The sequence below is a fragment of the Enterobacter sp. Crenshaw genome, from assembly GCF_024734705.1.
Taxonomy (GTDB): Bacteria; Pseudomonadota; Gammaproteobacteria; order Enterobacterales; family Enterobacteriaceae; genus Enterobacter; species Enterobacter asburiae_B.
The window spans coordinates 2,083,988-2,104,534 of sequence record NZ_CP102932.1; the positions used below are offsets into that span (position 1 = coordinate 2,083,988).

Below are 20,547 nucleotides of genomic sequence, written 5' to 3' on the forward strand. Positions count from 1 at the left end.
TGATTTACAGGCAGCGAAATTCGCTGCCTGTATTACGCTTAGAAAAGCAAAACATGAAGAGGATGGCTGATGTATCGCACATTAAGCTGGCGCAATATTCCCAATGCGAGAACGTTGTTTGCCCTGGTCTTCATGGCGGGCATCGGCTTAATCATCTCCATCGTCGCACTGCTCTATCTATCCCTGCATCTTATCAGCACCAAAACCAACGAAATTGATGAACACCGCACGGCGCTTTCCGTGCAGGGGTCTATTCAGACATCGGTTAACCGCGTCTCCTCTCTGGTGCTTGATAACGCCGTCTGGGACGATGCGGTGCGGGAGGCCTACCGTCCCACGCTCGATACCGACTGGCTGTACAACACCTGGGGTACTGGCTTTAAAATCAACAACCTCTATGACGGCACCTTCGTGCTGGATGAGCATTTCAACGTCCTCTGGGGATCGTTTCAAAGCCGGCCCTTTAACGAAAAAAACCTCGACTTCTTTGGTAAAGGCCTCAAAGCGCTTATCGACCAGCACGGGCGCGAGCTTGCGGGCGAAAAAAATATCTATGCGGGGATCAGCCAGACGCGCAACGGCGTGGCCTTTGTCGGCATTGGACTGATTCGCCCGATGGTCGGCAGCTTACAGGTCCACGACGGAACGCGCCGCTATCTGGTGATTACCCGCCATCTGAACGCCAGAATATTATCCGACCTGGGCGGCACCTTTCAGATCGATAACCTCCATTTTACCCCAGGCAAAATCAACGATCGCAGTATGCCGCTGCACAGTGCGGCAGGGGAGTTAGTCGGATATCTGAACTGGCAGGCGCGGCTCCCGGGCGCACAGGCCGCCCGGGCGGCATCGTCTGATATCAGGCAGATTGTGGTGCTGGTGTCGGGGCTGATTCTGCTCTTCATTCTGGTGAGCAGCGTGGGGCTGTACAAACTCGCGCGCGGCGAAAGCCAGGCGCGTCTGGTCGCAAGAACGGACTGGCTAAGCCATCTGCCGAACCGGCGCGCGCTTATCGAGACGCTTGATCGGGTGCGTTTACGCGGCGATACCGACGTCAAAAGCGTGGTGTTTATCGATCTGGACGGTTTTAAAGATGTGAATGACATCTACGGCCACAGCGTGGGGGACGACCTCATCGTGGCGATAGCGAAAACGCTGAATGAACGCGTGCCGCCGGGCGGGATGCTGGCGCGCATGGGCGGGGATGAGTTTGCCATGACCATCGGTGGAGATGATGCAGAGGCGCAGGCTACCGCCTTTGCCGTTTCCGTGCTGGATTTTCTCACCACCCCGGTTCAGCTGGGGGAACGCACCATCCATATCGGTGCCAGCATCGGCATTGCCAGCGGAACTCTGACGGAATGCAACAGTTCCGAACTGTTTCGCCGTGCCGATATTGCCATGTATCACGCCAAAATGAGCGGGAAAGGGCGTATTACCCACTACGACGCGGAGCTGAACAGCGTCCGGGAACGCAAGCTGGCGATTGAAAATCAGATCCGCAGCGGTCTGGAGCGCGATGAGTTTGAGGTCTGGTATCAGCCGATCGTTGACGCCCGCAGTCAGACAATGAGCAGCGTCGAAGCGCTGGTCCGCTGGCCACGTCGCCCGGAGGGGCCGCTGGGTCCGGATACCTTTATCGCCATTGCGGAGACCAGCGGTCTGATATATAAGCTGGGTCAGTTTGTGTTGCAGCGGGCCTGTGAGGATCTACAGCCGTACGGTGAATTAAAGCTCTCCGTGAATATCTCCCCCGCGCAATTTCGCGATCCTGCCTTCGAAGAAAAAGTGGCCAGCGTGCTGGAGAGCACCCGTTTCCCGGCCAACCGGCTGCAGCTTGAGGTTACGGAGTCGTATGTACTGGAAAATCCGGAGCGAGCCCGCATGGCGATAGCGAATCTTAAAGCGCTGGGTACGGCGGTGGCGCTGGATGACTTTGGCACCGGCTATTCCAGCATTGGCTATTTGCGGCGTTTTAACTTCGACACCATCAAGATCGATAAATCCCTGGCCGGGCTGGTGGATAACGATGAACAGGCGGCCGCGCTGGTGAGCGGTACGGTGCGGATCGCCAATGCGCTGGGCATGGCGGTGGTGGCAGAAGGGGTGGAAACCGAGAAGCAAATGAAACTGCTGCGGCTGGCTGGCTGCGATCAACTGCAGGGATTTTGGTTCAGCCAGCCGATGCCAATTGAGTCAATCAAAGCGTTACGTAAGGTCAGACGCTGCTGATTTACTGCTGCACCAGCGCTTCCAGCTGGTCACGGAAACCGGTAACGGACAAGGCGCGGTTATCGGCGCGCCACCGGTCTTTTGCCGCCGGCGCAGAGCTCTGGACACCAATCAACTGCCAGCCATTGTCGGTTTTCAGCATCAGCGGTGAACCACTGTCACCCGGCAACGTATCGCACTGATGCGAAAGCACGCTGGTTTGCGCCCAGCCCGTCACAATACAGTCGCTGTGCGTATAAAGCGTATCCAGATGATCGACAGGATAGCCTGACTGCGTCACCTTTCGGTCGGCGGCTTTCAGCGCGGCGGTGAGGGCGGCCTTGTCGCCGTCAAATAACGGCAGCGGCGTAATGCCCGAAGGCGGGTAGCGTAAAACGATCAGGCCAAAGTCCCATGAGGCGGCCGCCGGTGGCACTATCCAGCCGTCGCCATCCGGCTTCAGGCGTTTGCCGAGAGACGGATCGACCCGGCCTTCAATGCCGTGGATTTCATAGCGCCAGGTCCCTTTTTGCGACACAAACCGCAAGGCAACCGCTTTATCCGGCTTGCCGTTTGGCGGCGTTAACAGGCAGTGGCCTGCCGTCAGGGCAAGCTGCGGGGTGATCAGCGTCGCGGTGCATAAGTTACCGCTGGCGGTTTCCAGTTGACCTATAGCATCCCAGGGGGCCTGGGTGGGATCGGCGACGCGCGTACGATCGTCATGACCGAAAAAAAGCGTCTTTAGCTCTTTCGCGCTAATGGTGTCATCACCGCCATCATCCGCATGTGAGAATCCAGAAAAAACACCAAACGTTCCCAGTAACAACACAACAGATTTACGCATATCACACTCTGGTGGGGGTAATTATGATTATTAAAAGTGAACCCTATGAAAATACTATAGACGGGACAGCGCTAAAGTGGGAGTAAAATCAGCGTGCTACAATCAGGAAAGATAAAAATGGCTGGCGATGAGCGCGCATAAAATAAGCAGGATAAGAATCAGCTCAAACCGATAGCGTCGCAGCATACGCCCTCCGGAAATAAAAAAACGGCGCGGAACCTGTTCCGGTTCAGCGCCGGTTTACCAACGTGCCCCGAAGGGCACGGTTAAGCTTGTACTCTTACGCAGCTGGCTGTGCAGCTGGTTTAGCAGCTTCGTGTTTTACTGCTTTTTTGTGATGCTTTTTAGCAGCCTGAGCTTTCTGTTCTACAGCCGGTTTGGTCGCTTTTTTGTGGTGCTTTTTAGCAGCCTGCGCTTTCTGCTCTACAGCCGGTTTAGCGGCTTTTTTGTGGTGCTTTTTGGCAGCCTGCGCTTTCTGTTCTACAGCCGGTTTAGCGGCTTTCTTGTGGTGCTTTTTAGCAGCCTGAGCTTTCTGCTCGGTTGGTGCTGCGGTTGCTGGTGCAGCGGCTTCTTTTTTCGCTGCAGCTTTGTGATGTTTCTTATGGTGAACCGCTTTTGCTGGCGCAGCGGTGGTGGTTGCAGCAGGCGCGGCAGCCGGTGCAGCAGTTGCGGTAGTGTCAGCAGCAAATGCAGCAGAAGACAGACCCATAGCAGCGGCAACAACCAGAGCTAATACTTTATTCATTCTCATACCCTCGAATTTGGTTTTTCATTTAACCCCACTGCGGGGCCGTTGAAATAACTATATCCCTGTAAATTCGAGGTTTCCGTGAGTGATTGGTATCGGCGTGTAACGGAATGTACAGAGGGGAGGAAAGTGTACGAACAGGCCAAACGCCGCTGCTCGTACGGGCCTCTGTTATTTGTTCAGTGTGGCCAGAATAGCCGCCGGAGACTGACTGCCTATAATCGTCCGTGATTCAGGCTCGATCACCACCATTACCGGGGTGATGCTAATGCCCAAACGTTCTGCCAGGGCAGATTGCCGCGCGATCAGATCGGAGCAGGCTGTGGTGGTGTCGTTATCCGGTAAAAATCCCGCCATCGCTTGTTGCAGGCTTTTGACCTTATCGGTTGAACACCAGACGCGCCCCATATCTTCAATCACCGAATCGCGAATGGCGTTGGGCGCAACGGTCAGAAACGACATCGTCAAACCGGCATCCGTATATTGCTTAACGCTTTTCACTACGTTGCTGCAGTAAATGCACTGGTTATCAATAAACACCAGCAGCTTATATTTTTCAGCAGGAGCCTGAAACGTGATGGGCTGGAGGTCTGCAAGAGAGCGGGTAACATCGTTGAACGCGTCTAGCGGGGTATTATCCGTGGCTGCGAAAGTACTTAAACTTGTCGCACACAGAATGGCTAACATCGTTTTCATTATGCCTTTCATCATTCATCCCTTTATTTTTTTAATCCTGACCAGATGGCAGTCTAATTGTGTCGGAAGGACACGCATTCATACACCCGACACAATCATGACAACATGTGCTAAATCATATTCTTATTGAAAAGGGTGAGAAGAGTGCCGGAGCAGGCTCCGGCAGAGGGATTAAAGATAACGGGAGGTCAGATGTTCGCGGAAGTAACGGATATTCAGATCTTCACCCGTCGCCTGGGTGATTAATTGCGACGTGCTGAAGCGGCTGCCGTGCTGCCAGATGTTCTGACGCAGCCACTCAAAGAGTGCGGAAAAATCGCCCTCAGCGATGGAGGCCTGCAGACCCGGCAGTGCGGTTCGGGCGGCATGGAACAGCTGCGCGGCGTACATAGCGCCAAGCGTGTATGACGGGAAGTAACCAAAACCGCCATCGGTCCAGTGGATGTCCTGCATACAGCCGTTGCGGTAGTTGTCTTTGGTGGATAATCCGAGCCAGGCCTGCATTTTCTCGTCCCACAGGGCGGGAATATCGTCCACCTCGATCTCGCCGTTGATCAGCGCACGCTCAATCTCATAGCGCAGCACCACGTGTGCCGGGTAGCTCACTTCGTCCGCATCGACGCGGATGTAGCCTGGTTTTACGCGCTGGTTCCAGGCAATAAAGTTCTCTTCGCTGAACGCCGCCTGGCTGCCAAAGCGGGCGTGTACCGCAGGGAGAAGATGCCTGAGGAAGGCTTCACTGCGCCCCAGCTGCATTTCAAAGAACAGGCTCTGTGACTCATGGATCGCGGTTGAGCGCGCCAGGGCAATCGGCTGCCCTGCCCACGCGCGCGGCAGGTTTTGTTCGTAGCGGGCGTGTCCGGTTTCGTGGATCACGCCAAACAGCGCGCTGAGCAGCTCATCTTCGTCATAGCGCGTGGTGATGCGCACGTCTTCCGGAACGCCGCCGCAGAACGGGTGCGCGCTCACGTCCAGGCGACCGCCGTTAAAATCGAAGCCAAGCATCTTCATGGCTTCAAGGCCCAGCTCACGCTGTGTTGCCGTCGGGAAGGGGCCTTGCGGCGGAATAAACGACCGTTGAGCCTGCTTTTCCACCACGTTTGCCAGCAGGTCCGGGAGCCAGGATTTCATATCGCCGAACAGAACGTCCAGACGCGCGCTGGTCATGTCGGGTTCAAAAATGTCCAGCAGCGCGTCGTACGGCGTACAGCCTTTGGCTTCGGCCCGCAGGCGAGCCTCTTCGCGGCTGAGTTTGACCACCTCTTTTAGGTTGGCGGAAAAACCCTGCCAGTCGTTAGCGGGGCGCTGAGTACGCCAGGCGTGTTCACATTTGCTGCCCGCCAGGGATTTGGCTTCCACCAGCGATTCCGGCAGCAGAGTGGCCTGCTGGTAGTGGCGCGTCATTTCGCGCAGGTTGGCTTGTTCGACATCATTCAGATCTTCACCTGCCGCCGCCGCTAACAGGTCGCCGACTTTTTTATCGGTCAGGATCTGATGTTGCAGGACGCTCATCTCCGCGAGTGCTTCACCGCGCGCGGCGCTGCCCCCCGGCGGCATCATCGTGAACATGTCCCAGCTGGCGATGGAGGAGAGGTGGGAGAAGCGGGAGAGACGCTGGAAGGTGCGGGTGAGTTGTTGGTAGTTATTGTTTTTCATGAAGTCCTCGTGTCTGAATCAGCCGATGACAAAAATTAGCATCGGCTTGATTTAAACACGAAGGCGCTGGAATGTTAATGCAGACGTTTATGCAAACTGGTGCCCACCAGCAGCGCCGCGCACAGCATCAGCGCGATAAACCCGCCCACGCCGTTCCAGCCGTAGTTATGCCAGAACACGCCGCCGAGGGTCCCGGCGATGCTGGAACCCAGGTAATAGCTGAACAGATACAGCGATGATGCCTGGCCTTTGGCGCGACGCGCGCGCGGGCCAATCCAGCTGCTGGCGACAGAGTGGGCGGCGAAGAACCCGGCGGAGAAGAGCAGCATCCCGGCAAAGATGAACCACAGCGAGGAAAAGAGCGTCAGCAGCAGGCCGAGTAACATCACGCCCGTGAAGACCAGCAGTACCGGCCCGCGTCCATAGCGTGCGGTCATCGCCCCGGCTTTCGGCGAGCTCCACGTGCCGGTGAGATAGGCCACAGAAAGCAAACCGACAACGGCCTGATTCAGATGCCACGGCGAGAGCATCAGGCGGTAGCCAATATAGTTAAACAGCGTGACGAAGGCGCCCATCAGCAGGAATCCCATCAGAAACAGGCGCGGCAAACCTTTATCGCGCCAGTGCAGGCGTAAGTTGATAAACAGGGTTTTCGGGCGCAGCGATGTCGGGCGGAAATGACGTGATTCCGGTAGGATTTTCCAGAACATCAGCGCTGATGCCAGCGCAAAACACCCGATTACCGCCAGCGCAATACGCCAGTTAAAGAAGTCCGTAAACACCCCGCTCAGCAGGCGTCCGCTCATTCCGCCAATCGAGTTCCCGCTGATGTAAAGCCCCATAGAGAAAGCAACAAAGCTCGGGTGGATCTCCTCGCTGAGGTAGGTCATCCCGACCGCCGCCACGCCGCTGAGCGAGAGCCCAATCAGCGCGCGCATCACCAGAATACCGTGCCAGCTGGTCATCATGGTCGAGAGTAACGTACAGACCGACGCCAGCATCAGCGCGGTTACCATCACCGGTTTACGGCCAATGGCGTCGGACAGCGGCCCGGTAAAGAGCAGCCCAATCGCCAGCATGCCGGTAGAAACAGAGAGCGAAACGCTGCTGCTGGCAGGCGATACGCCAAACTCATGAGAGAGAACGGGCAGGATCGGCTGAACGCAATAGAGCAGGGCGAAGGTCGCCAGACCGGCGGAAAAGAGCGCCAGCGTGACGCGCATAAATTGGGGGGTACCACGTTTAATGAACTGGACCGGCTGCGGTGCTGCGGGTAAATCATTGATATCGCTGGCCGGATCGATATCAATAGTCGTTGTACGGCTCACACTGTTTCCTTGCTTAAACATCCCCGTGATTTCTGGTGACGGGTATGACCACCTGTTCAGGGTAGGAAAATGTAAATATTCTGTCTAATATATTAATAATCTCAAATGATACTTTAAAAATATGAATATCGAGCTGCGTCATCTTCGCTACTTTGTCGCCGTCGCCGAGGAGCTGCATTTTGGCCGCGCGGCGGCACGCCTGAATATCTCTCAGCCACCGTTAAGCCAGCAGATTCAAATCCTGGAGCAGCAGGTCGGGGCGCGCCTTCTGGCCCGCACCAACCGCAGCGTGAGCCTGACGGCGGCGGGTAAACAGTTCCTGATCGACAGCCGACAAATTCTGAGCATGGTTGATGACGCCGCCGCCCGTGCAGAGCGGCTCTATCTCGGGGAAGCCGGAGAGCTTCGGATCGGGTTTACCTCGTCCGCGCCGTTTATCAGCGCCGTCTCGGAGACCCTATCGTCATTTCGTCGCCACTTTCCGGATGTTCACATTCAGACGCGCGAAATCAACACCCGCGAGCAGATTGCACCGCTGAATGAGGGAGCGCTGGATCTGGGGCTGATGCGTAACACCCAGCTGCCGGACACGCTGGCGTGGGAGGTTATCCTGCGCGAACCGCTGATGGCTATGATCCCGCACGATCACCCGCTGGCGTCGCGTCCGGAGGTGTCGCTGGCAGAGCTGGCAAAAGAGCCCTTTGTCTTTTTTGACCCGCAGGTCGGGACGGGTCTGTATGACGATATCCTGGGGCTGATGCGCCGCTACGATCTTGCCCCGGTCATCACTCAGGAGGTAGGGGAAGCGATGACCATTATCGGCCTGGTCGCGGCCGGTCTGGGCGTATCTATTCTTCCGGCCTCCTTTAAGCGGGTGCAGCTGCGCGAAATACGCTGGGTGACCATCGCCGAAGAGGATGCCGTTTCCGAAATGTGGCTGGTGTGGTCAAAACACCGTGAACAGAGCCATGCCGCACAGCGCTTCAAACAGCAGCTAATGAGCGCCTCTGCCGGGCGGCATTTTCACGCAAAAGAGGGTAAAAATGTGCGGTAAATCACATGGCTAAGTAAATATTTGACGACGGCCATGCAAGTGCTTCACCATAGCAAACAGTTTATTTCGAAGCTCGAAAATAAGGGAGTACGAGGTGGTTGCTGATAGTCAGCCAGGGCATATCGATCAGATTAAGCAGACCAACGCTGGCGCGGTGTATCGCCTGATTGATCAGCTTGGTCCGGTTTCGCGTATCGATCTTTCGCGCCTGGCACAACTGGCACCTGCCAGTATCACCAAGATTGTCCGCGAGATGCTGGAAGCGCACCTGGTTCAGGAGACGGAAATTCAGGAGCCGGGCAGCCGCGGTCGTCCGGCAGTCGGGCTGGTGGTTGAAACGGAAGCGTGGCACTACCTGTCACTGCGCATCAGCCGGGGGGAGATCTTCCTTGCGCTGCGCGACCTGAGCAGCAAGCTGGTGGTGGAAGACCGGCTTGAACTGCCGCTCAACGCTGAGGAACCGCTCCTCGACGCGATTGTCTCGCATATCGATCACTTCTTTATCCGCCATCAGCAGCGGCTTGAACGCTTAACGGCGATTGCCATCACCATGCCGGGCATTATTGATACCGAAAACGGTATTGTTCACCGCATGCCTTTTTACGACGATGTCAAAGAGATGCCGCTTGGCGAGGTGCTGAAAAATCATACCGGCGTGCCGGTCTATATTCAGCATGACATCAGCGCCTGGACGATGGCGGAGGCGCTGTTTGGCGCGTCGCGCGGTGCGCGGGATGTGATTCAGGTGGTCATCGACCATAACGTCGGGGCGGGCGTGATTACCGACGGACGTCTTCTCCACGCCGGAAGCAGTAGCCTGGTGGAAATTGGCCACACCCAGGTCGATCCGTACGGCAAGCGCTGCTACTGCGGAAACCACGGCTGTCTGGAGACCATTGCCAGCGTGGAAAGCGTGCTGGAGCTGGCGCAGGTCCGGCTCAGCCAGTCCATGAGCTCCTCGCTGCACGGACAACCCCTGACGGTGGATTCCCTCTGCGCCGCCGCGCGCCAGGGCGATCTGCTGGCGAAGGACATTATTACCGGCGTGGGGAATAACGTTGGCCGCATTCTGGCCATTATGGTGAACCTCTTCAACCCGCAAAAAATCCTTATTGGCTCACCGCTGAGCCAGGCGGCGGAGATCCTCTTCCCGGCGATTTCGGCCTGCATCCATCAGCAGTCGCTTCCCGCCTACAGCAAAAATATTGCGGTAGAAAGCACCCAGTTTTCCAACCAGGGAACCATGGCCGGCGCGGCGCTGGTCAAAGATGCCATGTATAACGGCTCGCTGTTGATCCGCCTGCTGCAGGGTTAACTCTTTTCCGCAGATGTAAGAAAAATTGCGCTATCTCAAGCCGGGTAGCGCACGCATCCCGTAGACTTCCTCCACTGAATTATTTACCTGGTTTATATTTTCGAAGCATACCCAAGAGGTGGAGTGAGTCATGCTTAAGCGTTTCTTTGTTACTGGTACAGATACCTCTGTCGGCAAGACCGTCGTATCCCGCGCATTGCTGCAGGCGCTGGCAGCAAGCGGTAAACGCGTGGCAGGGTACAAACCGGTCGCAAAAGGCAGTAAAGAGACGCCAGAGGGATTGCGTAATAAAGACGCCCTGGTGCTGCAAAGCGTCTCGTCGCTGGAACTGCCTTATCACGCGGTCAATCCCATTGCGTTAAGCGAAGAGGAGAGCAGCGTAGCGCACAGCGGCCTGATTAATTATCCCCTGTTGTCCGACGGCCTGGCGAACCTGAGCGAGAAGGTTGACCACGTGGTGGTGGAAGGGACGGGCGGCTGGCGCAGCCTGATGAATGATTTGCGCCCGCTGTCTGAATGGGTCGTGCAGGAACAGCTTCCGGTGGTAATGGTGGTGGGTATCCAGGAAGGGTGCATCAACCACGCGCTGCTGACGGCTCAGGCGATTGCCAATGACGGCCTGCCGCTGATTGGCTGGGTGGCAAACCGCATCAACCCGGGCCTGGCGCACTACGCCGAGATCATCGACGTGCTGAGCAAAAAGCTGCCCGGGCCGCTGGTGGGTGAACTGCCTTATCTGCCCCGCGCCGAGCAGCGCGAGCTAGCGCAGTACATCGATCTCTCTGCCCTCGGTGGCGTGTTGACCGTAGACCGAGTCGTGGCGTAACGTCCGCGACAGCACGGACGCCACCACGCAGGCGACCAGCAAGCCGGGCAGTAAAAAATACTGCCCGGTCATTTCACAGACCATCAGCGCTGACATAATGGGCGCATGCGTGGTCGCGGCAAGTAGCGTTGCCATCCCCGCCAGCCCCAGCAAAATCGCCGTCTCAGAGCCCGGCAGCCACAGCGCGAAAAGCTGCGCGAACAGCATTCCTGTTGCCATACCGACAAACAGCGTAGGTGTAAACACCCCACCGGGCGCGCCCGATCCGCTGCTCGCCAGTACCGCCAGCAGTTTACAGATGAACACCCCGGCAATCACCGACAGCAGCGGCGGGGCGAGCAGAAAAGCCTGAACCACGCTGTAGCCATTCCCCCACACCTTCGGCGTGAGAAGAGACAGCAGCCCGACGATCGCACCGCCCAGCGCCAGCTGCCACGGCGGCGAAAGGTTGAGGCGCAGGAAAAGCCCGTGGCTGACGTCCATCAGCCACATCAGCAGCGGTCCGCAGAGGCCCGCCAGCAGGCCCATCGCGACGAGAAGAGCATAATCGGCCGCGGTGAGGATGCCGCTCAGATGGACCGCGTAGAGCGTACCCGCGCCCGGTGCCAGGAGCTGCGTCGTAAGAAGCGCCACCACCGCCGCAATCACCACGGGGCCGAGCGAGGCCAGCATCAGCGTGCCAAACAGAATTTCCGCGATGAACAGGCTTCCTGCTAAGGGCGCGTGATAGGCGCTGGCCATCCCGGCGGCGGCACCGCAGGCTATCCATAATTTCCATTCGGATTTGGGCGTAAAGCGCCGGGCGAAAAGGGAGGCGGCGAGGGCGGCGAGCAGGATCATCGCCCCTTCACGCCCGATGGCGCTTCCGCTGGCCACGACCAGCAGCGAGGCAAGGGATTTCACAAGGCTGGCGCCGTAGTCAAACTGGCCGTCTCCGGTCTCCAGCGCTTCCATGTAATCGGTGGGGGCATGAGGCCGCTGCGCGGTCAGACGCTGCCATCCCCAGAGCAGCAGTCCGGCAGCCAACCCACCCAGCGCTGGCGTCAATGCGCGTCGCCAGGGCGAGAGCGACGCGGCCGCATTCACCAGGCTGCCGCTGTCGTTGCTGAGAAGCAGCCACTCCAGCAGGTACATGCTGTGGCGGAATACCGCAACGGCGAGCGCGGCCAGCACGCCGGTGACAGTGGCAATCAGCAGGCGACGAAACATCGCGCGGATATCGGGGTAGGTATGAAGACGTTGCATGGGTCGCGTTTTAACGGGGACGATACGATATTGTGGCGGGAAATCGCGGGGTTAGCAAAAGGTCTGCGTGCGAAAAGGCCGGGCGATGCCCGGCCAGAAAGGTTAGCTGTCGCTATGAATATTCAGCGCCCGACGCGTGCGCCCGGAGCTCAGGTACTCGGCAATATAGTCCTGCGAAATCTCGCCGTTGTAACGACCGTCCTCATCCACGATCGGCATCCAGCTGGTATTACTCTCATACAGACGTGAAAGCACCACGCGCAGGTTGTCTTCCGCCTTGCCGGTCATGCGGAACGGATGCAGGATGTCGGCGCAGGTACCGCTGGCGTTACGCGCTTCGCGACGCTTCACAAAGCCCAGCGGTTTGCCGTGCTCGTCAACCACCGTAACGGCCCGAATGTCATTATCATCCATGGTCGCAAAGGCGTCGGGAAGCGGAGTAGAGCCCCGCACCGTAATGGTCGGCTGCTGGTCGGTGACGTCGCCCGCCGATACCAGCAGCAGACGCTTCAGGGTGCGGTCCTGACCGACAAACGAGCCGACAAACTCGTTCGCCGGTTTCGCCAGCAGTTCATCCGGGCTGGCGCACTGCACGATTTTTCCCTGACGGAACACCGCAATACGGTCGCCGAGCTTCAGGGCTTCGTCGATATCGTGGCTGACCAGCATGACGGTTTTTTTCAGCTTGCGCTGCATCTCCAGGAACTGGTTCTGGATCACCTCGCGGTTGATCGGGTCCACCGCGCCGAAGGGTTCATCCATCAGCAGTACCGGAGGATCCGCCGCCAGGGCGCGGATGACGCCGATACGCTGCTGCTGGCCGCCGGACATCTCGCGCGGGTAGCGGTTGAGGAACTTATGCGGATCCATCGCCACCATTTCCATCAGCTCTTCGGCGCGGGTTTTGCAGCGCGCTTTATCCCAGCCCAGCATGCGCGGCACGACGGTGATGTTCTCTTCGATGGTCATGTTCGGGAACAGGCCAATCTGCTGGATAACGTAGCCAATGTTGCGGCGCAGGGTGACGGTGTCCATCCCGCTGGTGTCTTCACCGTTGATCAGGATCGTCCCGCTGCTCGGGGTAATGAGGCGGTTAATCATCTTCAGGGTGGTGGTCTTCCCGCAGCCGGACGGGCCGAGCAGGACGCACATTTCCCCTTCGGGCACGGTCAGGTTGACGTTGTCGACGGCCTTAAGGGTCTGGCAGTGCTTCTGTGAAAATTGTTTGGTGAGGTTTTCCAGTTTTATCATTATCGAATCCCCTTTGGAGTCAGAACCACCTGCAGACGGTGCAGCAGCCAGTCGAGCACAATCGCTAAAAGACAAATCATCAGCGCGCCCGCAATCAACATGCGAATATCGCTTCCGCCAATGCCGTTGAGCAGCAGCAGGCCCAGACCGCCCGCGCCGATCACGGCGGCAATCGCCATCACGCCGATATTCATCACCACGGCGGTGCGGATCCCGCCGAAAATCACCGGCAGCGCCATCGGGATCTCGACCCAGCGCAGACGCTGCCAGAAGGTCATGCCGATGCCGCGTCCGGCCTCGCGCAGGCCCGGCGGCAGGCTGTCGAGCGCCGTATGGGTATTACGCACAATCGGCAGCAGCGAGTAGAGAAACACCGCCGTAATTGCGGGCAGGGCGCCAATACCCTGACCGATCAGCGAAAACAGCGGGATCATCAGGCCAAACAGGGCGATGGACGGAATGGTCAGCACGATGGTTGCAATCCCCAGCACCGGCGTTGCCAGCCACTTATGGCGGACAATCAGAATGCCCAGCGGTACGCCGATGATGATGGCTAAACCTACGGCCAGCGCCACCAGCCACAGGTGCTGAAGGGTGAGGGTTAAGAGGTAATCCCAGTTGTCCAGAATGTAGTGAATCGTCTCCATAGCGCCTCCTACAGCAGCTGTTTGCTACGCAGGAAATCGCGGGCGACCTGCTGCGGTGACTGATGGTCGATATCCACCTTTTTGTTCAGCTCGGTGATAACGTCGTTGTTGAGCTGCGCCGAGAGGGTGTTGAGCGCCTCTTCCAGACCGGGGTTGGCCTCCAGCGTGTCCTTACGCACCACCGGCGTCACCGCGTAGCTCGGGAAGAAGCCTTTATCGTCTTCCAGCACCTTGAGGTCGAAGCCTTTTACGCGCCCGTCGGTGGTGTAAATCAGGCCGGCGTCGACGAAGCCGTCGCGCACCGCGTTATAGACCAGACCGGGGTCCATCTGACGGATTTGCGGGCGGTCCAGATCCATCTTGTAGGCCGCCTGCAGCGGCTTCATGCCGTCGCTGCGCCCGGCAAATTCCAGGTCTAATCCCAGCAGCCAGTTTTTGTCCGGGTTGGTTTTACGGATCTGCTCAATCTTCGCCACCATCTCCGACATGGTGTTGATGTGTTCCGCCTCGGCGCGCTTGCGCTGCATGGCGAAAGCGTAGGTGTTGTTCATGTCGGCGGGATTGAGCCAGACCAGACCGTGCTTCGCGTCCAGGCGTTTCACCGTCTCGTAAGACTCCTGCGGCGACATGCGCTTGTTGATGTGGTTAAAGATGATCAGCGACGTGCCGGTGTACTCCCAGGTCATGTCAATCTGCTTGTTTATCATCGCGTTACGGGAGATGACCGTGGCAATGTTGGTTTGCGGCTGCACCTCAAAACCTTTCTTTTGCAGGTACTGCACGGTCATCGCCGAGAGAATGTGCTGCTCGGTAAAGCTCTTGGTCGCCAGAATCAGCGGGGCCGCCATCGCCTGGCTGGTGAACAGCGCCGCGGCACACAGCGCCGTCAGGCCGGAAAACAGTCTCATAAAAGCTCCTTGTTATAGTTATCGAGCGAGATGGGGACTCATTACGCGACCCAGCGCCGCCAGCAGGGTATCGAGGATCAGGGCGAACAGGGCGGTGGCCGTCGCGCCGAGGATCAGGGTCGGGAAATCGTTCAGGTAGATACCGGGGAAAATCAGCTCGCCGTAGCTGCTGGCGCCAATCAGGAACGCCAGCGGCGCGGTACCGACGTTAATGGCGGTGGCGATGCGGATCCCCGAGAGCATGACCGGCCAGGCGGCTGGCAGCTCAACCTGACGCAGACGCTGCCATTTGGTCATCCCGATGCCGTTTGCCGCTTCCAGCAGCGACGGCGGTACCGAGCACAGCCCGGCGTAGGTATTGCGCACGATCGGCAGCAGCGAGGCGAGGAACAGGGCGATGATGGCGGGCGTATCGCCGATGCCAATCACCACCATCGCCAGCGCCAGTACGGCCAGCGGCGGGAGCGTGTTGCCGACGTTAAAAATTTGCATCACATATTCGGCGATACCCCGCGCGGCCGGGCGGCTCAGCAGAATACCGGCCGGAATACCGACCAGCAGGGCAAAAAACATCGATGAGAAAACCAGAATCATGTGCTGTTGCCCGAGATAAACCAGGTCAACCTGGCGCGCCCTTATCGTCTCCAGCCCGATGCCCCAGACGAGGAGGGCGAGGACCACGATAATAGCGCCGACAAACAGCAGCGAACGTTTGAGTAATGGGTGCATTGCGGTGTGTCTCCCTGTGCGCATGCGTTATAGCAACCACCGGTTGCCTGTTGTTATGCCATGTTTCGGCAGGGGTATTTCACCTATAGCAAGCGTTTGGGAAGGGTTCCAGCGAAGGGGTATAATCAGTAACCCTATGAAAACAGTGACAACCTTGGGTTAAGCCTTATGGCATAAGGGCTGATTGATGGTCAGGCAGAATAGTCCTAAAGCGAATTTTTAGATGTGACAGTGTCACATATAAGGAGCTCATACGCCGGATATCGGTCATTAACTTCAGAGAGAGGCACGAACCCGTCGAACCCGCGTCGAGACGGTGATAATTGAAACGATAGCGACCACCGCGAGCATCAACCCGAGCGCCAGCATGGCGTTAAACCCGATCCATCTGAACAGCAGCAGCCCCGCGATACCGCCCGAAATAAACGAGAAAAGGGTGGTTAAGTGGGTTGTCAGCTGGCTTTTTTGCGCCGCCGTATCTTTGGAGTAATCCCTGCGCAGCATCGCCACCAGTACCGAGGCCAGGGATATCCCCGCGTCCGTCAGCGTGCCGGTAATGTGCGTTGATCTCACCCGCCCGCCGGAAAGCTGCGTGGAGGTGGAGTTATGAATGCCCATTAGTCCGCACAGAAAAAGAATAATCACGCGGTTGCTGATGAGGGCATGAAAATACATCTCGTAGAAGGAGACGCCGGTCAGTAATAACCCTTCGACAAACAGGATCTGGCAAAAAACCAGCCTGACGTTATGAGTAATGCCCCATATCACAATCATGCGCGCAATAATGGCGCCTGCGACAAAAGAGAGAATAATCGAGCCGAAGAAAATCATATCGCTCAGATCGGTGGAAGAGACTTCGCTCGATAACTGTGAGGTGTTGCCGGTCATGTGTGAGGGGAAAAAACCAAATGCCCCGAGAGCGATGGCATTCAGCAAACCTGCCGAGGTCGCCAGCCAGAGAGCAAGCCGGCGATCCTCCTTATGCGTTCGTTCTTTCTTGAGTCTAATCAGCAAGAATACCTCCAGATTGAGCTTTGCCTGAATATTCAGGCTAGCAAAGCGGCGCAACGGGCTGTCCAGGATATGGCTTAATTATTATTCCCTCTGATGACTTTCAGGGTTTAGTAATTAATTAAAATCTCCTTACTCAAAATGGGGTCGATAATACTTTAAATCATGCCGTTATTTCCGTGACGCAAAAACGCCGGTCGCTGGTTAAGGCGTTCAAACCAGGCCTCGATCGCGGGCACGTCGGGCTTATCAAACGGCGTCATTTTCCAGCGATTCACCGACAGCCCAAGCACGACATCCGCAAGGGTAAACGTCTCGCCCGCCGCAAAGGCCCCGGTGCGCTGCAGCTGGTTTTCCAGAATGGTGATGCAGTGGTTCCACTCTTTTATTCCCGCCGCAATCCGTTCAGGGTCGTTAAAGTCCGGGTTTTTACGCCCCAGCGCCGGGAAGACATAGCGCCAGGCGTTGTTAAATTCGGTTGCCTGCCAGTCCATCCAGCGCTCAACGTTGGCGCAGGCCTGCGGTTCTGCGGGCAGCAGATCGTGACGTCCGGCCTTGCGCGCCAGGTATCGGCAGATGGCGTTGGATTCCCACAGCACGAAGTCGTCATCGATCAGCACCGGCACCATGGCGTTGGGATTCAGCGCTCGGAAGGCCTCCGTTTCCGTTGATGCAAAACCGCTGCCGTAATCTTCCTGTAGATATTCGAGGCCTGCTTCTTCGCAGGTCCAGAGCACTTTACGAACGTTAATGGAGGTGGTTTTGCCGAGGATGGTGATCATTGCGCAGGTGTCCTTTAGAGGAATGAATTGTCTAAAAACAATACACCAGTTGCGCGGGGAAGGTTGGGGCAAAATTTAGTGGGATGTACTGTCTTGCCCAATCGACCACTTCCGGCGGATGCCGATCTTTTTGCCGTCGCTGACAACTGCCCCGCGCTCGTACCGCAGGAGTTGTCGATGGTACAAAGCCAGCGACCACCGTTTTCCTGCCGAAAAAATAAATTCCGCCCCGGGAATCCCCTGGAAAATAATTATATGCAATTGACATCCTTTATTGGACACAAAACCACTCCAATATTTCAACATGTTTCTCTAATATTATTAGTATTGACTTATATTTATAAATGATACGATGTTACAGCCAAAAATAACAGAAATTATACTTTATGAACCCCGGCCACTGTTTCGCAATGCGGCTAAAAACAGCATCCAGGTCGCCAATAGCTCCCTGCTGGTGATTGAACCAGACGAGCTGATAGAGGAGGTAACCCTCTTTACTGATCAAACGTCTTTATTCGCTGCAGGCGTTAGTGGTGCCGGTGAAGAAATATATTCTCTATTACGGATAATTCATCATCTGATAATGCAGGGAAAAGAAATTATCGTATGGCTTGCAAAACGAGATGTCCTTCTTATTAGACTGATGTACGAGCTTGGTGTACAGACGCTACTCTGTGAGAATTATTTGGAAGAAGAACTCTCTCAGCGCATGTTATCCAAAAATTTCAGATCAGGATATTTGCCTTCACGCCCCATGCTAATAAATAATATGAATAAAAAAAATAGGCTCTCACCCTCTGAGCTTAATATTCTTATCGACTTCGCCCGAGGTCTGAGTGCCTATGAAATCGCCAGTCTGCGCCATATGGGATATAAAACGGTCTTCACCCATAAACATAACATCCGGTTGCGTCTGGGGCTGCAAAAGTCAGCCAGTTGGCTGGATCTGCTTAATCGTTTGGATCAGATCTATTCAGTCTGAACATCTGGAGAACTATGTTTACTTTTACTGTTTTTTCCCGTGTGGTTCATCCGACTTTACTGAATGGGTTTCTATCCAGCCTGAAGGCTTTTTGCGAACAAAATCCCGAATGGAATTATGAAGTTATACGGCATGACAATGCACATCTGACTTTGCTTGATTTCTCTGCATATGACACGCTTACTGATATCTCCGCCGCGGAGTACGAAAGTCTCTGCCGGCCAGGTGAAGGAACTGCTCTGGTTATGCTCTCTGCATGTCAGGAGAAGCTGGCGCATCAGCTCATGAGGTCATACCGTTGTTCACTGCTTTGTGTGGATGAACGTCTGCTTGAACTGCGTGAGCTAATAAAACACAGTATGAAAAAACAACGTTATATCAGTGCTCACTTCCTGCGACTGCAGGAGCAGGAGAATAATATAACCGACGGAATGATTTTTACCGATGCAGAAAAAAAAGTACTTATTGGCCTGAAAAGCGGTAAAACCGGGATTGAATTATCACGCGAAATGTTTCGAAGTCAGAAAACGATCAGTACCCATAAGCGAAAGATTATGTTTAAGCTGGGGGTCAAGAATGATCTGGAACTGCGCAAAGTGATACAGAAGCTCCAGCCGCCGCAGTAATGCGGCATCTATTATTACGGAGCGCATTACAGGACTTAGTATTAACACGGAAAGGTGCGATAAAGCTGATTTGACACCGAACGTGCTAAACGCCGGACGATCTCATTAAGCTATTCAACACACAGTGCAAAGCGCACATCAGCAGAAAAAAATCAGCTTTGAACGAGAAGTTGGCGTGTAAGCTGGCGTCCTGTCCTTTCGGGAGAAACGGGATGCAGAGCGCGTCGTCATGGCCTGTGGCAGGAGTATTCCCGCCCTGACCGAGCGGGTGGGGATTCATCTTCCGGTTTTGTCCTCACCCGCCATCCCGCTTTAGCGTGTTACAGGGCTGAGACGAGGTTTCTGATCTTTTCTGCCTTTTCAAAATGATCGAGTTTCATTTCCATAATCCACCAGTGCGCAACTTCCATAAGCAGTTCTGGATCGTCATTTTTATTAGCAAAAAAAGCATAAAACGAGAGCCCAACGTGGCTTCCCTTAGAGGCAATTTTTGAATCACAGATCCTGATGATTTTCGCCTTCATTTCCTGGCGCACGTCATCTCCTTATTTATATTCTGAATCTGAAACAACGACATCGTTACCATCAACCGGCAGTGGATCCCAACAGACAGCAAAAAAGCCGTAAGCAGTTATCTGCTTACGGCGCCGGGATCTGTAATGATTTTTCTGGCAATTAGGCCGCTTTCACGGCCCTGATTTTTTTCGTGTCAGCCGCATCGGATTCTGTTTTATCCGTTGCTGCTTGAGCATTGAGATCGGGAATCTTGCTGGTACGCAGAATATGCTGTACGGTCTCTTTCTGCTCGGCGAGATACAGGCCAAGATTTTCAGCCTGCGTTTCATCCATTTGCATTCCGCTTTGCAACAGCCAGTCGGTGAACGCGTCTGCCATATCGAGCAGCTTGTCGTGAGCGTCAGCCTCTTTCTTACTGGCAAATGTCATTTTCTCTTCACCTTTTCTAACGACAACAAATTTTGTTTCAACAGCCATCGTGCACCTCGTTATACTGTATTTATATACAGTATAGCGGCTCCCGATAGAAGTTGCAGCAAAATATGCATTACTGGCAAAGCTGCTGCGATTCCGGGCCACCCACACTCCGCCGCCACGCCCCGGGTGCCTGACCATACTGACGCTTAAAGCTGCGGTTGAAGGACTGCTGGGAGTCGAAGCCCAGCGCGATAGCCACGTTCAGAATCGGTTCATCGCTGCGGGTTAGGCGCTCAACCGATTTTTGCAGCTTTTGCGCGCGAATATACCCGGCGAGGGGATAGCCCGTATGCTCTTTGAACAGGCGCTGGAGGTGCCATTTTGAGTAGCCGGATCGCCTGGCAACGGACTCAATGTCCAGACGGCTATCCAGGTTGTTGTCGATCCAGTCGAGTAAATCATGCATAAATGCGCCAGTGTTCATCGGGTTACTCCCACGCTGCCTGTTAAAAAGTATCTTTGTCTGTTGCATTAAAAGGTGGCGCGTTTTTGTATTAATTGCAAGTTTTATTGTTGCATTTAAATCCCTGACCGTAACGGGTCTTTTCACATCCGCTCAAATAGCACATAAAGTGCAACAATTATTCTTGCACTTAGTTAAGCGCCTTCCTACAATCGCCGCGATAGTGTATTCGCAACTGTTACAGTTTTGTGGCGATGAACGACACAAATGGCCTTAAGACAGCCACCGGACA

The 20,547-nt window shown here is 55.7% G+C and carries 21 protein-coding genes; 6 read left to right on the forward strand and 15 right to left on the reverse strand.

What is annotated here, in order from left to right; genetic code table 11:
• Positions 1-69: 69 nt before the first annotated feature.
• The gene (locus NWV12_RS10045; protein WP_039262697.1) at positions 70-2,232 is read left to right on the forward strand and encodes a bifunctional diguanylate cyclase/phosphodiesterase; all 2,163 of its coding nucleotides are present in this window, start codon (positions 70-72) and stop codon (positions 2,230-2,232) included.
• Between the two features lies 1 nt (position 2,233).
• Here the strand turns inward: NWV12_RS10045 and NWV12_RS10050 are convergent, their stop codons facing one another.
• The 5 genes from NWV12_RS10050 to NWV12_RS10070 form a co-directional block, all read right to left on the reverse strand.
• Complete coding sequence (locus NWV12_RS10050) at positions 2,234-3,055, reverse strand: serine protease (RefSeq protein WP_048980468.1); 822 nt, start codon at positions 3,053-3,055, stop codon at positions 2,234-2,236.
• A 280-nt stretch (positions 3,056-3,335) separates the two neighbouring features.
• A complete protein-coding gene (asr, locus tag NWV12_RS10055; protein ID WP_048980469.1) occupies positions 3,336-3,800 on the reverse strand; it encodes an acid resistance repetitive basic protein Asr in 465 nt (154 codons plus the stop codon).
• A gap of 174 nt (positions 3,801-3,974) precedes the next feature.
• Positions 3,975-4,499, reverse strand: a complete 525-nt coding sequence (locus NWV12_RS10060; RefSeq protein ID WP_375379098.1) for a thioredoxin fold domain-containing protein — start codon at positions 4,497-4,499, stop codon at positions 3,975-3,977.
• A 171-nt stretch (positions 4,500-4,670) separates the two neighbouring features.
• Positions 4,671-6,155, reverse strand: a complete 1,485-nt coding sequence (locus NWV12_RS10065; RefSeq protein WP_048980475.1) for a carboxypeptidase M32 — start codon at positions 6,153-6,155, stop codon at positions 4,671-4,673.
• A gap of 74 nt (positions 6,156-6,229) precedes the next feature.
• Complete coding sequence (locus tag NWV12_RS10070) at positions 6,230-7,483, reverse strand: MFS transporter (RefSeq protein WP_048980478.1); 1,254 nt, start codon at positions 7,481-7,483, stop codon at positions 6,230-6,232.
• A 121-nt stretch (positions 7,484-7,604) separates the two neighbouring features.
• On the opposite strand from NWV12_RS10070, the gene NWV12_RS10075 reads away from it, so the two are divergent.
• The 3 genes from NWV12_RS10075 to bioD all read left to right on the forward strand — a co-directional run bounded on the left by NWV12_RS10075 (position 7,605) and on the right by bioD (position 10,678).
• A complete protein-coding gene (locus NWV12_RS10075) occupies positions 7,605-8,537 on the forward strand; it encodes a LysR family transcriptional regulator (protein ID WP_101744545.1) in 933 nt (310 codons plus the stop codon).
• Positions 8,538-8,631: 94 nt separating this feature from the next.
• Positions 8,632-9,852, forward strand: coding sequence for a sugar metabolism global transcriptional regulator Mlc (gene mlc / locus NWV12_RS10080; RefSeq protein ID WP_023311510.1), 1,221 nt, complete (start codon positions 8,632-8,634; stop codon positions 9,850-9,852).
• A 130-nt stretch (positions 9,853-9,982) separates the two neighbouring features.
• A complete protein-coding gene (bioD, locus tag NWV12_RS10085; protein ID WP_023311511.1) occupies positions 9,983-10,678 on the forward strand; it encodes a dethiobiotin synthase in 696 nt (231 codons plus the stop codon).
• Here the strand turns inward: bioD and clcB are convergent.
• The 7 genes from clcB to NWV12_RS10120 all read right to left on the reverse strand — a co-directional run bounded on the left by clcB (position 10,613) and on the right by NWV12_RS10120 (position 17,251).
• Positions 10,613-11,923, reverse strand: a complete 1,311-nt coding sequence (clcB, locus tag NWV12_RS10090; RefSeq protein ID WP_048980482.1) for a voltage-gated ClC-type chloride channel ClcB — start codon at positions 11,921-11,923, stop codon at positions 10,613-10,615. The two genes, bioD and clcB, sit on opposite strands and share 66 nt — an antisense overlap.
• Positions 11,924-12,025: 102 nt before the next feature.
• The gene (gene osmV, locus NWV12_RS10095) at positions 12,026-13,174 is read right to left on the reverse strand and encodes an osmoprotectant ABC transporter ATP-binding protein OsmV (protein ID WP_048980484.1); all 1,149 of its coding nucleotides are present in this window, start codon (positions 13,172-13,174) and stop codon (positions 12,026-12,028) included.
• Positions 13,174-13,821, reverse strand: a complete 648-nt coding sequence (gene osmW / locus NWV12_RS10100; RefSeq protein WP_006808875.1) for an osmoprotectant ABC transporter permease OsmW — start codon at positions 13,819-13,821, stop codon at positions 13,174-13,176. The genes osmV and osmW overlap by 1 nt, the downstream gene beginning before the upstream one ends.
• A gap of 8 nt (positions 13,822-13,829) precedes the next feature.
• Positions 13,830-14,729 carry an osmoprotectant ABC transporter substrate-binding protein OsmX gene (gene osmX, locus NWV12_RS10105; RefSeq protein ID WP_048980485.1) on the reverse strand — a complete coding sequence of 300 codons (900 nt, stop codon included), beginning with the start codon at positions 14,727-14,729 and terminating at the stop codon, positions 13,830-13,832.
• 18 nt (positions 14,730-14,747) lie between these two features.
• Positions 14,748-15,458 (reverse strand): osmoprotectant ABC transporter permease OsmY, encoded by a 711-nt coding sequence (osmY, locus tag NWV12_RS10110; RefSeq protein ID WP_048980486.1) that lies wholly within the window; start codon positions 15,456-15,458, stop codon positions 14,748-14,750.
• Positions 15,459-15,734: 276 nt separating this feature from the next.
• Positions 15,735-16,472 (reverse strand): YoaK family protein, encoded by a 738-nt coding sequence (locus NWV12_RS10115; RefSeq protein WP_048980542.1) that lies wholly within the window; start codon positions 16,470-16,472, stop codon positions 15,735-15,737.
• A 155-nt stretch (positions 16,473-16,627) separates the two neighbouring features.
• Positions 16,628-17,251, reverse strand: coding sequence for a glutathione S-transferase family protein (locus tag NWV12_RS10120; protein ID WP_033145385.1), 624 nt, complete (start codon positions 17,249-17,251; stop codon positions 16,628-16,630).
• Positions 17,252-17,603: 352 nt separating this feature from the next.
• Here NWV12_RS10120 and NWV12_RS10125 point away from each other — a divergent pair, with 352 nt between their 5' ends.
• Entirely contained in the window at positions 17,604-18,233 is a 630-nt protein-coding gene (locus tag NWV12_RS10125; protein ID WP_048980490.1) for a LuxR C-terminal-related transcriptional regulator, read from the forward strand.
• Between the two features lie 14 nt (positions 18,234-18,247).
• Positions 18,248-18,859, forward strand: a complete 612-nt coding sequence (locus tag NWV12_RS10130; protein WP_080934407.1) for a LuxR C-terminal-related transcriptional regulator — start codon at positions 18,248-18,250, stop codon at positions 18,857-18,859.
• 320 nt (positions 18,860-19,179) lie between these two features.
• Here the strand turns inward: NWV12_RS10130 and NWV12_RS10135 are convergent, their stop codons facing one another.
• From NWV12_RS10135 to NWV12_RS10145, 3 genes are all read right to left on the reverse strand, one after another.
• Entirely contained in the window at positions 19,180-19,395 is a 216-nt protein-coding gene (locus tag NWV12_RS10135; protein WP_039262681.1) for a DUF6500 family protein, read from the reverse strand.
• Positions 19,396-19,534: 139 nt separating this feature from the next.
• Positions 19,535-19,852: a YebG family protein gene (locus NWV12_RS10140; protein ID WP_048980494.1), complete on the reverse strand. Its 318-nt coding sequence runs from the start codon at positions 19,850-19,852 to the stop codon at positions 19,535-19,537.
• Between the two features lie 70 nt (positions 19,853-19,922).
• Positions 19,923-20,276, reverse strand: a complete 354-nt coding sequence (locus tag NWV12_RS10145; protein WP_033145391.1) for a helix-turn-helix domain-containing protein — start codon at positions 20,274-20,276, stop codon at positions 19,923-19,925.
• Between the last annotated feature and the right edge of the window lie 271 nt (positions 20,277-20,547).

What these genes read in the sequence shown, in the direction of transcription:
- NWV12_RS10045 (WP_039262697.1), top strand. Translation starts at nt 70, where the DNA reads ATGTATCGCACATTAAGCTGGCGCAATATTCCCAATGCGAGAACGTTG.
- NWV12_RS10050 (WP_048980468.1), bottom strand. Translation starts at nt 3,055, where the DNA reads ATGCGTAAATCTGTTGTGTTGTTACTGGGAACGTTTGGTGTTTTTTCT.
- asr (WP_048980469.1), bottom strand. Translation starts at nt 3,800, where the DNA reads ATGAATAAAGTATTAGCTCTGGTTGTTGCCGCTGCTATGGGTCTGTCT.
- NWV12_RS10060 (WP_375379098.1), bottom strand. Translation starts at nt 4,499, where the DNA reads ATGAAAACGATGTTAGCCATTCTGTGTGCGACAAGTTTAAGTACTTTC.
- NWV12_RS10065 (WP_048980475.1), bottom strand. Translation starts at nt 6,155, where the DNA reads ATGAAAAACAATAACTACCAACAACTCACCCGCACCTTCCAGCGTCTC.
- NWV12_RS10075 (WP_101744545.1), top strand. Translation starts at nt 7,605, where the DNA reads ATGAATATCGAGCTGCGTCATCTTCGCTACTTTGTCGCCGTCGCCGAG.
- bioD (WP_023311511.1), top strand. Translation starts at nt 9,983, where the DNA reads ATGCTTAAGCGTTTCTTTGTTACTGGTACAGATACCTCTGTCGGCAAG.
- clcB (WP_048980482.1), bottom strand. Translation starts at nt 11,923, where the DNA reads ATGCAACGTCTTCATACCTACCCCGATATCCGCGCGATGTTTCGTCGC.
- osmV (WP_048980484.1), bottom strand. Translation starts at nt 13,174, where the DNA reads ATGATAAAACTGGAAAACCTCACCAAACAATTTTCACAGAAGCACTGC.
- osmW (WP_006808875.1), bottom strand. Translation starts at nt 13,821, where the DNA reads ATGGAGACGATTCACTACATTCTGGACAACTGGGATTACCTCTTAACC.
- osmX (WP_048980485.1), bottom strand. Translation starts at nt 14,729, where the DNA reads ATGAGACTGTTTTCCGGCCTGACGGCGCTGTGTGCCGCGGCGCTGTTC.
- osmY (WP_048980486.1), bottom strand. Translation starts at nt 15,458, where the DNA reads ATGCACCCATTACTCAAACGTTCGCTGCTGTTTGTCGGCGCTATTATC.
- NWV12_RS10120 (WP_033145385.1), bottom strand. Translation starts at nt 17,251, where the DNA reads ATGATCACCATCCTCGGCAAAACCACCTCCATTAACGTTCGTAAAGTG.
- NWV12_RS10125 (WP_048980490.1), top strand. Translation starts at nt 17,604, where the DNA reads ATGTTACAGCCAAAAATAACAGAAATTATACTTTATGAACCCCGGCCA.
- NWV12_RS10130 (WP_080934407.1), top strand. Translation starts at nt 18,248, where the DNA reads ATGTTTACTTTTACTGTTTTTTCCCGTGTGGTTCATCCGACTTTACTG.
- NWV12_RS10140 (WP_048980494.1), bottom strand. Translation starts at nt 19,852, where the DNA reads ATGGCTGTTGAAACAAAATTTGTTGTCGTTAGAAAAGGTGAAGAGAAA.
- NWV12_RS10145 (WP_033145391.1), bottom strand. Translation starts at nt 20,276, where the DNA reads ATGAACACTGGCGCATTTATGCATGATTTACTCGACTGGATCGACAAC.